Consider the following 14,835-nt stretch of genomic DNA (forward strand, 5'->3'; position numbering starts at 1 on the left):
CAGGCCGTCAGGCCCGATCGACCTTGCAGGCGCACTTCTTGAAGTCGGTCTCCTTGGAGAGCGGACAGGTGGCATCGAGCGTCAGCTTGTTCGTCAGTTGACCCTCGTCGAACCACGGCATGAACACGAGACCGCGCGGAACCTTGTTACGCCCGCGGGTCTCCAACCGGCTCGCGACCTCGCCACGGCGAGTTGAAATCATGATCTCCTGCCCACGGCGCAGGCCACGATCCTTTGCGTCGTCGGGGTGCATGAAAACGACCGCGGAGGGGAAGGACCGGTGCAGTTCCGGCACACGGCGGGTCATCGAGCCGGAATGCCAGTGCTCCAGGACCCGGCCGGTGCAGAGCCACAGGTCGTATTCCTCGTCCGGAACCTCTGCCGCAGGCTCGTAGGGCGCGAAGATGATCTTCGCCTTGCCGTCCTTGTGGCCGTAGAATTTAACCCCCTCGCCTTCCTTCACATAGGGGTCGTATCCTTCGCGGAAGCGGTAGAGCGTCTCCTTCCCGTCGACCACCGGCCAGCGCAATCCGCGTGCCTGATGGTAGGTGTCGAATGGAGCGAGGTCATGCGCATGACCACGGCCAAAGTCCGCATACTCTTCGAAGAGGCCCTTTTGGACGTAGAAGCCAAAATGTTCGGATTCGTCGTTGTCAAAGCCCTCCGCGGTCTCGGAGACCGGGAACTTGTTGACCACGCCATTCTCGAACAGCACCTCGTAGAGGGTCTTGCCGGCAAGTTCGGGCTTCTGCGCAACCAATTCCTCGCCCCAGGCTTCTTCAACCGTGAAACGCTTGGAGAACTCCATGACCTGCCAGACGTCTGACCGGGCCTCGCCCGGCGCCTTGACCTGTTGGCGCCAGAACTGGGTGCGGCGCTCGGCGTTGCCATAGGCGCCCTCTTTCTCGACCCACATGGCGGTGGGCAGAATCAGATCGGCTGCCAGCGCGGTCACGGTCGGATAGGGTTCCGACACGGTGATGAAGTTGTCGGGATTGCGGTATCCCGGATACCCCTCCTCGTTCATGTTGGGCGCGGCCTGCATGTTGTTGTTGCACTGCACCCAATGGCAGTTCAGCACGCCATCCTTGAGCATCCGGTGCTGGAGCACAGCGTGGAAACCGGGCTTCGGTGGGATGGTGCCAGCCGGAATGTTCCAAGCTGTCTCGCAAATCTCGCGATGCGCGTCATTGGCCACAACCATGTCGGCCGGCAGACGGTGGGCAAAGGTACCAACCTCGCGCGCGGTTCCGCAGGCCGATGGTTGACCAGTCAGCGAGAAGGGCGAATTGCCGGGCTCGGAGATCTTGCCGGTCAGCAGGTGGACATTGTACATCAGCCCGTTCACCCAGGAGCCCCTGGTGTGCTGGTTGAAGCCCATCGTCCAGAGGCTCATGACCTTCCGGTTGGGGTCGGCGTATTGCGCTGCCAGCCGCTCGAGCTGCGCCGCTGGTACACCGGACATCTCCGAGACCTTATCGACGGTGTATTCGGACACCATCTCGGCGTATTGCTCGAAGGTGATCGGCTCCAGTTTACCGGAATTGGGGTTTGCGGCCTGCATCTGCAGGGCATTGTCGTCGCGCAGTCCGTAGCCGATGTCGGTGGCTGTTTGGGTGAAATTCACGTGGGCGTTGACGAAATCCCAGTTCACCGCGTCGTTCTGAATGATGTAATTCGCGATGTAATTGAGGATCGCGAGGTCGGCCTGCGGCGTGAACACCATGCCGTTGTCCGCAAGCTCGAAGCTGCGGTGTTCGAAGGTGGAAAGCACATGCACCTCGCAGCCGGGCTTCGTCAGCCGCGTGTCGGTGAGCCGCGACCAGAGGATCGGATGCATCTCCGCCATGTTCGAGCCCCAGAGCACGAAGGTATCGGCGTGTTCCAGATCGTCGTAGCACCCCATTGGTTCGTCGATACCGAAGGCACGAATGAAGCCGACGACGGCCGAGGCCATGCAGTGCCGCGCGTTGGGGTCGATGTTGTTCGACCGCAAACCGGCCTTCATGAACTTGGCGGCGGCATAGCCCTCCCAGACCGTCCATTGGCCGGAGCCGAAGATCGAGACGCCCGCCCCGCCCTTCTCCTTAAGCGCCGCTTTCCATTTCTCGGCCATCACGTCGAAGGCCTCGTCCCAGCTAACCGGTTCGAACTCGCCGTTCTTGTCAAAGACCCCGTTCGACTTGCGCAGCATCGGCGTCGTCAGCCGGTCCTGCCCGTACATGATCTTGGAGAGGAAATAGCCCTTGATGCAGTTGAGACCGCGGTTCACCGGCGCGTCCGGGTCGCCCTGGGTGGCAACGACTCGACCTTCCTTTGTGCCGATCAGGACCGAGCATCCCGTGCCACAGAAACGGCAGGCGGCCTTGTCCCAGCGGATGTCGGGCGTCCGTACCTGGGCACTCGCTTCCTGACCGGGAAGTGTGATGCCCGCCGCCGAGGCCGTGGCCACTGCGGCGGTCGATTTCAGGAACGTCCGGCGGGTCTCTGACATGGTCATGGGCTTGGCTCCGGTTCAGCTATGGCGTGGGGCGACGACCGGCTGAGGCTGGCTTTCGCCGGCGGGCAGGTCCTCGAAATGGTGATAGGTGAGGGTGACGGATGTGACGCCCGGGATCTGATGCAATTCCATGATCTGATCCGAGGCTCGGGTCATTTCTGTATCTTCGACCACGACGATCAAACGCTCGTCCTCGGTCACAGCGTGGACTTCGACGCCGACAAGCGCCTCGGCAGACTGCCTGACCGCAGCGCCCTCGCCGGGCAGGGCATGGACGAGGCATCCACAAATGTTCATGGGCGTAACTCCGGTTCGGATTGGGCCGTCCGCGCCAGTGAAACTGCCCCGACGGGACAGATCGCGATACAAGCGCCGCAGCCCGTACACTCCGTTGCGTCGATGTTCGGGCGCGCTTTGCCGCCCACCTCCAGTCGGAAACGAATGGCCCGGGCTTCGCAGGCGTCCTCGCAGGATCGGCAGGCTACGTTGTTGATCGAAAGGCAGGTTTCTCCGACCGTAGCGACCCAGGGCCAGTCGCCGATGCGTCCCACGTCGAGCGCGTCGGTCGGACAAGCACGAGCACACTCCCCGCAGAACGTGCAGGCGCCGCGCGACAGGTCCAACATTACGCTACCGCGATGATCTGTATGGATGATTGCTTCGGGACACGCGGACGCACATTCGCCGCATCCGGTACAGGCACGCTCGAACGCGACGGTCAGCGCCCCGGGTGGGCGCAGCACAATCGTTCGTGTGAGGTCTGCCCTCAGGAAATCCCGGCGGCTTGCGTGGGTTGGCATACTCGCTACCTGAAGCAAGGTTCATCGGATGTCTTTATATTGTGCAGGTTTCTTTCGTTGTTGACTTAAGTCAAGGCAAAGAAGGAATTTGACGTATGGAACTTCGTTTGGATCTGAGAGACAGCGGACGCATGTCCGGCGATTGGGCAGTCGTTCCAAGCCGGGCGCATCGTCCGTGGAAGACACGCCTACAGGGAGACGATCATGCTTGAGACACTCGGCCTCATCGCCGGAAATATCCTGAACCTTCCCGGCATTCTCGGACTGGCCCTCGGCATGATGTCTCGAAGTCCACTTGTCGGGTGCATACTCGGCGCGCTGGTCGGGCTCGCCTCGACCTACATCTTCTTTTCTGACCTTGGCGTTTCGACCCTGCTATCACCGGAACTCGTGATTGCGATGATAATCGGTGCGATATTCGGAACGCTGGGAAGTCTCATTCGCCGGAAGGGCGCGACAGTCTGAATCCGCGGCAGGAGACTGAACCAACAGCCAGAGCAACGCACGTTGAAGGCGTTGCTCTCCGCGTTTCAAAAGCCGAGCCAATTGAATCCGCCGTGCACTCAAGCGAACTCCGGTAGGGGTAGGCGCTACACAACAGTGGCGCGTCCCATCGATGGAGCGAGCGGCACATCGCGCGTACGACGTGCCGCCCATCCGTCTTAGAAATGAACCGACCTCGAAGTTGCCGGTACTTCGAGCGGAGGCGCGAACTTCGTCAGGTCGATCCCGTCCACGGCCGTTTTGTACTCCTCGACGCTCGGCGTGCGGCCAAGGATCGCCGAGAGAACAACGACCGGGGTCGAGGCCAGAAGCGACTCACCCTTTTTCTCAGGGGCGTCTGCCACGACTCGGCCCTGGAAGAGACGCGTGGAAGTGGCAAGCACCGTATCGCCCTTGGCGGCCTTCTCCTGGTTGCCCATGCACAGGTTGCAGCCCGGGCGCTCAAGGTAGAGGATGTTCTCATACTCCGTGCGGGCTTGTGTCTTGGGCATGAAATCGTCGAACTCGAAGCCTGAGTACTTCTGCAGGATCTCCCAGTCGCCCTCTTCCTTGAGCTCGTCGATAATGTTGTAGGTCGGCGCGGCAACCACGAGCGGCGCCTTGAACTCAACCTTGCCGGTCTCCTTCTCGAGGTTCTTGAGCATCTGGGCCACGATCTTCACGTCGCCCTTGTGCACCATGCAGGAACCGACGAAGCCCAGGTCCACCTTCTTCTCGGCGCCGTAGTAAGAGACCGGGCGAATGGTATCGTGGGTGTACCGCTTGGAGACATCGGCGTTGTTGACATCCGGGTCAGCGATCATCGGCTCGACGATCTGGTCCAGATCCACGACGACCTCTGCGAAGTATTTCGCGTTGTCATCTGGCGTCAGCGCCGGCTTCTCGCCAGACCTGATCTCGGCGATCCGCTTGTCCGCCTTGTCGATGAGGCCCTGGAGCATGCCCACCTCGTTGTCCATGCCCTTCTCGATCATGATGCCGATACGGTGCTTGGCCAGTTCCAGCGAGCCGATCAGCGTCTCGTCATTGGAGATACAGATCGACGCCTTGGCCTTCATCTCGGCGGTCCAATCGGTGAAGGTGAAGGCTTGGTCGGCCAACAACGTGCCGATATGCACCTCAATGACACGGCCCTGGAAGACGTTGTCGCCGCATTGCTGGAGCATCTGCTGCTGGGTGGCGTGGACCACGTCGCGGAAGTCCATGTGGTCGGCCATCTTGCCCTTGAAGGTCACCTTGACCGATTCAGGGATCGGCATGGTGGCCTCGCCGGTTGCCAGTGCCAGCGCGACGGTGCCGGAGTCCGCGCCAAAGGCTACGCCCTTGGACATCCGCGTATGGCTGTCACCGCCGATGATGATGTCCCAGTCATCTACCGTAATATCGTTCAGTACCTTGTGGATCACGTCGGTCATGGCGTGATACGCGCCCTTCGGGTCGCGCCCGGTGATCAGGCCGAACTCGCTCATGAACTTCATCAGGCGCGGCGTGTTGGCTGCGGCCTTCGCATCCCAAACGGAGGCCGTGTGACAGCCTGACTGGTAGGCGCCATCGACCTTCGGCGAGATGATCGTGGCGGCCATTGCCTCCAGTTCCTGGGACGTCATGAGGCCGGTGGTGTCCTGCGAGCCGACGATATTCACCGTCACCCGGGCGTCGGAGCCCGCATGCATGACGGTGTCTGCCGGCACGCCAACGGCATTCCTGTTGAAGATCTTCTCAACGGCTGTCTGGCCCTGCCCGTCATTCGTCACGATCTTGGACGGCGCAAAAACCGGTGTCGGCTCGACGCCCAGCGTCTCGGCCGCGAGGTTCTGCAGCTTCTTGCCGAAAACGATGGCATAGGAGCTACCGGCCTTCATGAACTCGACCTTCTGGGGAGTGAAGGCGGAGGAAACGTCGACCAACTCCTCGTTGCCATCTTCGCTCAGAAGCATCTTGTTCTTGGTGTTGATGGTCAGAACCGTGCCTGTCTCGACGGAGTATTTCTGCTCGAGGACCGGGTTGCCATCGTTGTTCAGGATCGGCTTGCCGTCCTCATCGACCTTCTTGACCCAGTTCTTCAAGTCGAGCCCGATGCCGCCGGTCACGCCAACGGTGGTCAGGAAGATCGGCGAGATGCCGTTGGTTCCGGCCACGACCGGAGCGATATTGACGAAGGGTACGTAGGGCGAGGCCTGTTTGCCGGTCCAGAGCGCCACGTTGTTGACGCCGGACATCCGCGAGGATCCAACGCCCATCGTCCCCTTCTCGGCGATCAGCATCACCCTTTTGTCGGGGTGCTGCAGTTTCAGCGCCTCGATTTCCTTCTGTGCCGTCTCGGAAATCATGCACTTGCCGTGCAGTTCCCGGTCAGAGCGCGAGTGGGCCTGGTTGCCGGGCGACAGAAGGTCGGTAGAAATGTCGCCTTCGGCCGCGATGTAGGTGACGACCTTGATCTCTTCATCGATGTCGGGAAGCTTGGTGAAGAACTCCGCCTTCGCATAGCTTTCGAGGATATCCTTGGCGACGCCATTCCCGGCCTTGTAGGCCGACTCCAGGCGATCCGTATCGGCTTCGTAGAGGAACACCTGGGTCTTCAGAACCTCTCCCGCCTGCTGCGCAACGGATGCGTCCTCGCCCAGTGCCAGGTCGAGCAGCACCTCGACCGAAGGTCCGCCCTTCATGTGGGACAGCAATTCGAAGGCAAATTCTGGAGAGATTTCTTCAACGAGTGCGCTACCGAGGATGATCTCTTTCAGGAACTTCGCCTTTGCACCAGCGGCGCTGGTGGTCCCGGGTAGCGTATTGTAAATAAAGAACTTCAGCGCGTCTTCCCGATGTTCGCTGTTCGAGTCCTTGATATGCGCGATCAGCTCTTCGACAAGCGCGCCATCGTCGATAGGCTTGGGATTCAGGCCTTGCGCCTTCCGTGTGCCGATCTCGTCCAAGTAGTCAGTGTACAAGGTCATGATTATCCCGCCGATAATGTGTCAGAATTGGCCTGGCCGGCGGACCACAGAACTTTTTTGGCGCGCCGGGGCAAGCTTGCTGTATGCGAAAGTATACCAAACGATACCGACTTGCAAGATGTTCGATGGCGGCAGGATGACCCAGTTGCGCACGCGCCGGGCGTTCACCCGGACCAGCGCGGTTCCGCGACTTGCCGTGACGCGCGTCTCCTTCGGCAGTTATCCCTTCAGGATCCTGCGCCGGTCCAGAACGCCAGACTGGAGAATGATCTCCGAGACGAGGTGTTCCCGACGGTAGGCCATAATATGAACGCCGGAGACACCCTCAATCTCGCGGACCTCCTGAATTGCCTCGATACAGAGGCGCTGCCCGAGAGCGGCGGGGTCGCTGGCCGCGTCGAGCCGCTCGACGAGAGCATCAGGAATGTGAATGCCCGGCACACGCGACCGCATCCAGCGTGCCACGCGGGCGGAGGTGAGCGGTCCGATTCCCGCGAGAATAAAGGCTCGCTCGTGCAACCCCATTTCGCGCACGCGCGCCATGAAGGTGCGGAACCGGTCCATGTCGAAAATGAGGTTGGTCTGGATGAAGTCGGCCCCTGCCTCGATCTTCTTTTTCAAACGTTCCGGCCGCCATTCCAGCGGTTCGACACAAGGGTTTTCGGCCGCACCGATGAACAGCTTTGGCGGATCACTGATCTTGCGCCCGGAAAGGAACATGCCCTCGTCCCGCATCGTGCGCAGCGTGCGAACGAGCGAAACGGAGTCGAAATCGAACACGGGCTTCGCGCCGGGTTGATCGCCGGCCGAGACGTCGTCTCCGGTCAGGCATAGCACGTTCCGGACACCAAGCGCCGCCGCCCCGAGAACGTCGCCTTGAACGGCGATCCTGTTCCGGTCGCGACATGAGATCTGCAAAACCGGCCCGTAACCGGCCCGGACCAGCAGCGCCGAGATACCGAGCGATGACATATGGCAATTGGCACCCGAGGCATCCGTCGCATTGATCGCATCGGCAACCTCGCCAAGGGGGCGCGCGGCCTCGAAGACGTCGTCGGGGTTGGCGCTGTCCGGCGGGTTGAGCTCGGCGGTGATGGCGAATCTGCCGGAGCGCAGCACCGCCTCCAACCTGCCACGCGTCGGGGCTGAACTGGTGATTTCGGGCGTCATGTCCGCCGCTCCCGGCTGGCTTCAACCGAGGTTTCCGGCTCGGGAGCCAGCGGCGCGGACGATGGCTCGTGCTCACGCGCATCATCGAAGGCGCGCGCGAGCGTTGTCCGTTGCGCCTCCTTTGCGGCGCGTCGAACCTCGGCCTTCTCCCGCGCGGCCCGCAGCCAGGCCGAGCTGCCCTTGAGCGAATGGTCCACGGGAGGAAGAACGATGGAGATCTGCTCCCCATGGCGCATGCGGGTCGCGCCACTCCAGGCTTCGACCCAGACACAGCGCATTTGCGGTTTCACCTCGCAGAACCCGCCCGGACGAACGCCACCACATGGCCCGTTCCTGAGACCTTTCGGACAGTTCATCGGGCACGACATACCCGTCGAAGACAAAACGCATTGGCCGCACATCCGGCAATCGAATAGCAACGATTTGACCAAACGCTCGATTGGGGTCAGGACGGCTTCCACGCGCCGGTATCCGACTCTACGAAAGACCGGGTCCATCGCGACCATGGCACCTTCGAGCAACGTGTAGATCCGCTCGAAACTCCGCGAATGACGTGATGCGAATAGCCGAAGGCGGTACATTCCTGTCCTTTGCTCGGTCCGGCGGGCGAACATGCCGACTTCCGCAGAAGAGCTTCCCCGGAACGATTGATCAAGCCGTTCCGACGCGCGGTCCTGCTCCCCTTTGCATCACGCCGTGAGATTCTCCGGGTCGGGCAAGCCGTTTGTCCGGCAGAACGCCGTCAACGTATTGGCCAGCAGGCAGGCTATCGTCATCGGGCCGACTCCGCCTGGCACCGGCGTGATCGCGCCGGCGACCTCTCTTGCACTCGCAAAATCCACATCGCCAACGAGCCGTGTCTTGCCACTATCACCCGGCACTCGGTTTATCCCGACGTCGATCACAGTCGCACCGGGTTTGATCCAATCTCCAGTGATCATCTCGGGCCTTCCGACAGCGGCGACGACGATGTCGGCGCGGCGCACGACATCAGGCAAGTCCCGTGTCCGCGAATGAACGATTGTCACCGTCGCGCTATCGCCCAACAGGAGGTTTGCCATCGGCTTTCCGACAATGTTCGACCGCCCGACCACAACCGCATCCAGACCAGACAGCGACCCCAGATGGTCGCGAAGCAACATCAGGCACCCCAATGGCGTGCAGGGGACAAGCGCTTTCTGCCCGGTCCCGAGCAATCCCACATTGGAGATGTGGAAGCCATCCACGTCTTTCGCCGGGTCAATGGAATTGATGACAAGATCGGCGTCGAGATGCTCCGGCAGCGGAAGCTGGACGAGAATTCCGTGGATATCGCTGTCTGCATTCAACGATTCGATCAGCGCCAGCAACTCGCCTTCGGATGTATCTGCCGGAAGCCTATGCTCAACGGAGAGCATCCCTACTTCCTTCGTCTGCCGGCCCTTGTTGCGCACATAGACCTCACTGGCCGGGTCCTCGCCGACCAGCACCACCGCAAGACCCGGTACGCGTTCGCGATCCGACTTGAGGCTGGCCACCTGCGCGGCGACGCGCGCTCGGATATCGGCGGCAAAAGCCTTGCCATCAATAATCTTCGCTTTCACCTTTCGATCCTTCCATCCATTGCCTTTTGGGCCACGCGCACCCGCATTTCGATTTCGGCGGTGCAATCTGCAGCACACGCGTGAGACCGCTCTACTGAATTGAAACATAAGCGAGTTTCATAAACGTCGCAGGCTTGCCCCAGTCGCATACCCGTTATGCTGCACAAGCATTGTTTTTCACGCTGCAATGCGGCATAAGCAGTCGATCAAAGACAACAACACTGGAGTGCGCCATGGCGACCGTCGACACCCATTCGCCCGTTCTCGGCCTTTCCTCGACAGTCTTTCTGCCTTTGAAGAGCGTCGCCCAGGCGATCGAGTGGATTCGGGGATGCAATCGCATGGCCGCCGACTACGAACGGATGTCCCACAAGACGGACGCCCAGCTGGCGAAGGACGGCCTGCAGCGCTTGGCAATTCCCCACGAAATCGTCCGGCGTTCCGAGCTCTTCTAAGCCCGAAGCGGCGCCCGTATCCGGCCACACCGATGGATGGCTGAGGAGCCCTAGACCGTTGGGCTCCTGCCAAAACCTCAGCACTTAATACGCTATCAGGTGACGACATTGCTCGGTTCGCCGCGAGCGAAATTCTCCAAGTGATCCCTCACCTGGTTCCACAGGATTTGCATCGCCTCGTCACTCGCCCAAGCGACGTGCGGAGTGACGATCACATTTGGCCGGTCCAGCACGGTCAACAACGGGTTGTCCGGAGCAGGCGGCTCGGACGTGAGAACATCGAACCCGGCGCCGGAAATCCATCCTTCGTCGAGGGCCTTGACCAGATCGCCCTCGTGCACCAACCCGCCCCGTGAACAGTTGACCAATAGAGGTCGCCTCTTCATTTGGCGGAATTCCGGCTCAGCGATCATGTTTCGCGTCGCTGGAAGCAACGGGCTGTGCAGCGTGATAACGTCCGAGGTCTCCAGAACCTCGTCCCACGGCGTGTAGAGCGGCCCAAGGCCGGAAACTCCCTTGTGTGCCGCAAACAGCACTCTCATGCCGAATGCCCGCGCCAGATGCGCGACACCCTGACCAAGAACGCCTTCGCCGATGATGCCGAGCGTCGATCCGCTCAGGTCAGAGATCGGGTGGTTAAAGAAACAGAACTGACCGGATTTTTGCCACTCGCCATCGATCACATCTTGACGGAACCCAACGATGTTCCGTCGCAGAGCCAGTATCAGCGCAAATGTGTGTTCCGGAACGGTATTGATCGCATAACCGCGGACGTTCGACACGACGATTCCCCGCTCGCGGCAGGCGTCTAAGTCAAAGGCGTCGTAGCCGGTGGCCGGGATGGCGATCATCTTGAGCTTCGGCAGCTTCTCGATGCTGTCGCGGCGGATCGGCACTTTGTTGGAAATGGCAATCTCCGCGTCGGCAAGGCGTTCGGCCACCTGATCCGGTGCCGTCCGATCATAGACCACCCACTCATGGTCGAAAGCGGGGCGGTGAAGCTCGACCGACGGGCCAATGGACCCGCGATCGAGAAAGACGATGCGCATGTTTTTTCGTCCTGTCCAAGTGTAGGTGGCGGCGCGCGACCCGCAGGGAGGAGAGGCGCACGCCGCCGGGAAGCCGCGGTTATTCCGCAGCCAGCGCAGGGGCCTGACCAGTTGATGCGAAATAGTCGACTGCCGCTCCCACGCCCGATCCGGACTCGAACGGAATGCCGACATCGCGCATCGCAAGCTCTGCCCCGGCGAGCGACTGAAGAACCATCAACTCGTTCATGTAGCCGAGGTGACCAATCCGGAATACCTTGCCTGCGACCTTCGAAAGTCCGGCGCCGAGCGACAAGTTGTACTTGCCATAGGCCGACCCGATAACGTCATTCGCATTGTATCCCTCGGGAACGACGATTGCGCTGACCGTGTCGGAGTGCCATTGCGGACCCTTGGCGCACAACTCCAGCCCCCAGGCCGCGATCCCGGCGCGACAGCCGGTCGCCAGCCGCGTGTGGCGCGCCCAGACGTTTTCCAAGCCTTCACCGAGCAGCATGTCGAGCGAAGCGCGCAGACCACGCAGCAGGGTCGTGGCTGGCGTGTAGGGGAAATAGCCGTCCTTGTTGGTCTTCACCATGTCGTCATAGTCGAAGAAACACTTCGGAAGGTTCGACTTCGGGCGCTGGTCCAGTGCCTTCTGGCTGACGCCGACGATGGCGAGGCCGGTCGGCAGCATGAAGCCTTTCTGGGAACCGGAGACGGCGACATCCACGCCCCATTCCTCTTGCCGGAACTCGATGGAACCGATGGAGCTGACACCGTCCACGAAAAGCAGCGCGGGGTGGCCGAGGCTGTTGAGCACCTCCCGCACCGCCTTCACATCGCTGGTCACGCCGGTTGCCGTCTCGTTCTGCGTGACGAGCACGGCCTTGATCTCGTGGTTGGTATCGGCAGCGAGTTTCTTCTCGTAGAGCTCCACCGGGACGCCCGTGCCCCATTCACAATCGATGGCATCCACATCGAGCCCGAAGCGCTGGCACATGTCGACCCAGAGATAGGAGAACTGGCCGAAGATCGATGCAAGCACCTTGTCGCCCGGCGACAACGTATTGGCGATTGCCGATTCCCAGCCGCCGGTTCCGGAGCCGGGGAAAACGAAGACCTGGCCGTTCTCGATCATGAAGGCCTTTTTCAGATCGGCAAAGAGCGGCAACGTGAACTCCGGAAAATCCGGTGCACGGTGATCCTCCAACGCGACATCCATCGCGCGGCGGACTTCAAAGGGCATGTTTGTCGGGCCGGGAACGGCCAATCCATTGAATCCAGACATTTCTTGTTCCTCGCGTATTCTGGTGTCACGTATCGCCGTAGATCGGGAAAGCCTCGCAGAGCGCCGTGGCCCGGGCCTTCACCGCCGCCTCGACCGCGTCATTGCCCTCGGGGCCGTTGGTCGCCAGCCCGTTGAGCACCTCGTTGATCATTTCACCGATCTCGGCAAATTCCTTGGCACCGAACCCGCGTGTCGTGCCCGCAGGCGTCCCGAGACGGATGCCGGACGTGATCGTCGGCTTTTCCGGGTCGTTGGGAACGCCGTTCTTGTTGCAGGTTATGTGGGCCCGCCCGAGTGCCTTTTCGGCCTCGTTTCCCTTGAGGCCCTTGGGACGCAGGTCTACCAGCATCAGATGCGTATCCGTCCCGCCCGACGTTATGGCAAATCCGTCATCCACGAGAGTCTTGGCCAGTACCTGCGCATTCTCGATCACCTGGGCAGCGTACACCTTGAACTCCGGTTGCAGAGCCTCGCCGAATGCCACCGCCTTGCCCGCGATCGCATGCATGAGCGGCCCGCCTTGAAGGCCGGGGAAGATCGCCGAGTTGATCTTCTTCGCGATGGCAGCGTCGTTGCTCAGGATCATGCCACCGCGCGGTCCGCGAAGGGTCTTGTGCGTCGTCGTTGTCGCAACATGAGCGTGCGGGAAGGGCGAGGGATGCAGGCCGGCGGCAACGAGGCCGGCGAAATGCGCCATGTCGACCATCAGCACGGCATCGACCTTGTCGGCCACTGCGCGGAACCGGGCGAAATCGATTTGCCGCGGATATGCGGAGCCACCTGCGATAATGATCGTCGGCCGACACTCGATGGCCAACGCCTCCAGTTGATCGTAGTCGATCCTGTGCGTCTCAGGATCGACGCCATAGGAGACCGCATTGAACCACTTGCCCGACAAATTGGGCCGCGCGCCGTGGGTCAGGTGTCCGCCCGCATCGAGGCTGAGGCCGAGGATCGTGTCGCCCGGCTTCGCCAGGGCAAGGAACACGCCCTGATTGGCCTGGCTTCCCGAGCTCGGTTGCACGTTCGCAAATTCGCAGCCAAAGAGCTCCTTGGCGCGTTCGATTGCCAAGTCTTCGACCTCATCGACAAACTGGCAACCGCCGTAGTAGCGCCGCCCGGGATAGCCCTCGGCATATTTGTTGGTGAGCACGCTTCCCGCGGCGTCCAGTACGGCACGCGACACGATATTCTCCGAAGCGATCAATTCGATCTCGTCCCGCTGGCGCCCGAGTTCGCGCCCGATCATCGCCGCGAGGGCCGGGTCCGTTTCAGTCAATCTGGCGGCGAAGAATCTGCCGGTCGCACCTTGCGCGTGCAGCGACTCTGCAAAGTCGTCCATGTTTCCTCCAATGGTGTTTTTTTGGCGCCTACCCTAGGCAGCAGCGCGTTGGTTTTCGGCGAGACGAGTGCTGACGATGTCGGCGATTTCGGATAGCTGCGGCGACGATACGCCCACCTGTTCGGCGATGAGCTTCACGAGAAGGTCCACACGTTCGATCTTATCCGCGCCGCCATCGATGGCGCGCGCGGCCGAAGAGGGTTTGAGCAACCCGTTCGCGGCATTTGCATACTTCTCGAAAGGCACGAGATCGGAACGATCCGCACCGAGCCGGGTGACCAAATCGTCAACCTGGGCATAGATCGCTTGTGAAAGATCGCGGTCGGCCAGTACCGCATCGCGAATAGGCTGCACACCGACCGGCAACACACAACGATAGTTCCCGGTAAGCAACATGCTCCACTTGGCAAAGGGGACAAAAAGGGAGTCGAACGCCTTTAGCTTCACCGGCACGTCTTTGCCGTCGACGCGCACGGCGTCCACCGAGGCGGCGAGATCCTTGAGGATCCGGTTGTGCTCGGGCTTTTCGAAGGGTGCCGATTTGAAGTTGGTCGGCAGACCCACATGAAGGACGTTTGCGCCCTCATCCGGAAGTCTGAATGCCTGCGGGTCCGGGCTGCAAAGCGTCACGTTCCCTGGCTCAAAGGCGCTCCACGCATCCGGACAGGTGAAACTCGGCTCAAGGCTCGGAACGTTCAGCCCCTTGATCCGACGAAGGAACGGCAACGGCGGCATGTTCATGATCGACAGACATGGAAGTCCAGCCTCGCCTAGTTTGCGCAACAATCCGAGGATCGAGTCGCTGCAATACTGCGGCTCCGACATCGCAAGCACAGCCATATCATAGTCGGACGGTACGACCTCGCCCGGTGTCAGAGCATCAAGCTGCCCTGGCTGCTCCGATGAGCGGAAGGACCGATGCGTTTCCTCGTCACGCAGCTTGATACGGACATCCGTCCCCTCTGCATTGATCAATGCAGCCGTCCCGCTTCGGCACACCAGCGTAACATCGTGACCCGCCATCAGGAACTTGGTCCCCAGCAGCGAGCCGTATGACGCGCCAAGAATGACTATCTTATATCCCATGGCCTCGCCCTCCCGCTGCTTAGCCGCTTCAATCGTGAAAGTAATATAGTTCCAAATTCGATTTCCCCTACGAATAATGGGTCAATGTGTATAAAGTGAATTTAACAACTCTCTAACGTGTAATA

The 14,835-nt window shown here is 60.9% G+C and carries 13 protein-coding genes; 2 read left to right on the plus strand and 11 right to left on the minus strand.

The window, feature by feature from the left end; genetic code table 11:
* Positions 1-7: 7 nt before the first annotated feature.
* From napA to napF, 3 genes are read right to left on the minus strand one after another with little or no spacing between them, the layout of a single operon-like run.
* The gene (gene napA, locus ARC39_RS16945; protein ID WP_068116017.1) at positions 8-2,500 is read right to left on the minus strand and encodes a nitrate reductase catalytic subunit NapA; all 2,493 of its coding nucleotides are present in this window, start codon (positions 2,498-2,500) and stop codon (positions 8-10) included.
* A 15-nt stretch (positions 2,501-2,515) separates the two neighbouring features.
* The gene (locus tag ARC39_RS16950) at positions 2,516-2,797 is read right to left on the minus strand and encodes a chaperone NapD (RefSeq protein WP_068116018.1); all 282 of its coding nucleotides are present in this window, start codon (positions 2,795-2,797) and stop codon (positions 2,516-2,518) included.
* Positions 2,794-3,300: a ferredoxin-type protein NapF gene (gene napF, locus ARC39_RS25385; RefSeq protein ID WP_078059333.1), complete on the minus strand. Its 507-nt coding sequence runs from the start codon at positions 3,298-3,300 to the stop codon at positions 2,794-2,796. The genes ARC39_RS16950 and napF overlap by 4 nt, the downstream gene beginning before the upstream one ends.
* A gap of 204 nt (positions 3,301-3,504) precedes the next feature.
* On the opposite strand from napF, the gene ARC39_RS16955 reads away from it, so the two are divergent.
* Positions 3,505-3,765 (plus strand): hypothetical protein, encoded by a 261-nt coding sequence (locus tag ARC39_RS16955; protein ID WP_068116019.1) that lies wholly within the window; start codon positions 3,505-3,507, stop codon positions 3,763-3,765.
* Between the two features lie 197 nt (positions 3,766-3,962).
* Here ARC39_RS16955 and ARC39_RS16960 read toward each other — a convergent pair whose 3' ends face one another.
* The 4 genes from ARC39_RS16960 to folD all read right to left on the minus strand — a co-directional run bounded on the left by ARC39_RS16960 (position 3,963) and on the right by folD (position 9,508).
* Entirely contained in the window at positions 3,963-6,755 is a 2,793-nt protein-coding gene (locus tag ARC39_RS16960; protein ID WP_068116020.1) for a bifunctional aconitate hydratase 2/2-methylisocitrate dehydratase, read from the minus strand.
* Positions 6,756-6,974: 219 nt separating this feature from the next.
* Positions 6,975-7,925 carry a methylenetetrahydrofolate reductase gene (locus ARC39_RS16965; protein WP_068116021.1) on the minus strand — a complete coding sequence of 317 codons (951 nt, stop codon included), beginning with the start codon at positions 7,923-7,925 and terminating at the stop codon, positions 6,975-6,977.
* Entirely contained in the window at positions 7,922-8,539 is a 618-nt protein-coding gene (locus tag ARC39_RS16970) for a methylenetetrahydrofolate reductase C-terminal domain-containing protein (protein ID WP_368085983.1), read from the minus strand. Before ARC39_RS16970 ends, ARC39_RS16965 begins: the two co-directional genes overlap by 4 nt.
* A gap of 75 nt (positions 8,540-8,614) precedes the next feature.
* On the minus strand, positions 8,615-9,508 hold the full coding sequence (gene folD / locus ARC39_RS16975) for a bifunctional methylenetetrahydrofolate dehydrogenase/methenyltetrahydrofolate cyclohydrolase FolD (protein WP_068116022.1): 894 nt from the start codon (positions 9,506-9,508) through the stop codon (positions 8,615-8,617).
* Between the two features lie 233 nt (positions 9,509-9,741).
* On the opposite strand from folD, the gene ARC39_RS16980 reads away from it, so the two are divergent.
* A complete protein-coding gene (locus ARC39_RS16980; RefSeq protein ID WP_068116023.1) occupies positions 9,742-9,963 on the plus strand; it encodes a hypothetical protein in 222 nt (73 codons plus the stop codon).
* 95 nt (positions 9,964-10,058) lie between these two features.
* Here the strand turns inward: ARC39_RS16980 and ARC39_RS16985 are convergent, their stop codons facing one another.
* From ARC39_RS16985 to ARC39_RS17000, 4 genes are all read right to left on the minus strand, one after another.
* On the minus strand, positions 10,059-11,012 hold the full coding sequence (locus tag ARC39_RS16985; RefSeq protein ID WP_068116024.1) for a D-2-hydroxyacid dehydrogenase: 954 nt from the start codon (positions 11,010-11,012) through the stop codon (positions 10,059-10,061).
* 79 nt (positions 11,013-11,091) lie between these two features.
* Complete coding sequence (locus ARC39_RS16990) at positions 11,092-12,282, minus strand: aminotransferase class V-fold PLP-dependent enzyme (RefSeq protein WP_068116025.1); 1,191 nt, start codon at positions 12,280-12,282, stop codon at positions 11,092-11,094.
* Positions 12,283-12,307: 25 nt separating this feature from the next.
* On the minus strand, positions 12,308-13,624 hold the full coding sequence (gene glyA, locus ARC39_RS16995; protein WP_068116026.1) for a serine hydroxymethyltransferase: 1,317 nt from the start codon (positions 13,622-13,624) through the stop codon (positions 12,308-12,310).
* A gap of 33 nt (positions 13,625-13,657) precedes the next feature.
* The gene (locus ARC39_RS17000; protein ID WP_068116027.1) at positions 13,658-14,710 is read right to left on the minus strand and encodes a ketopantoate reductase family protein; all 1,053 of its coding nucleotides are present in this window, start codon (positions 14,708-14,710) and stop codon (positions 13,658-13,660) included.
* Positions 14,711-14,835: the final 125 nt, after the last annotated feature.

This window comes from Tropicimonas marinistellae, assembly GCF_001509585.1.
GTDB lineage: Bacteria > Pseudomonadota > Alphaproteobacteria > Rhodobacterales > Rhodobacteraceae > Tropicimonas > Tropicimonas marinistellae.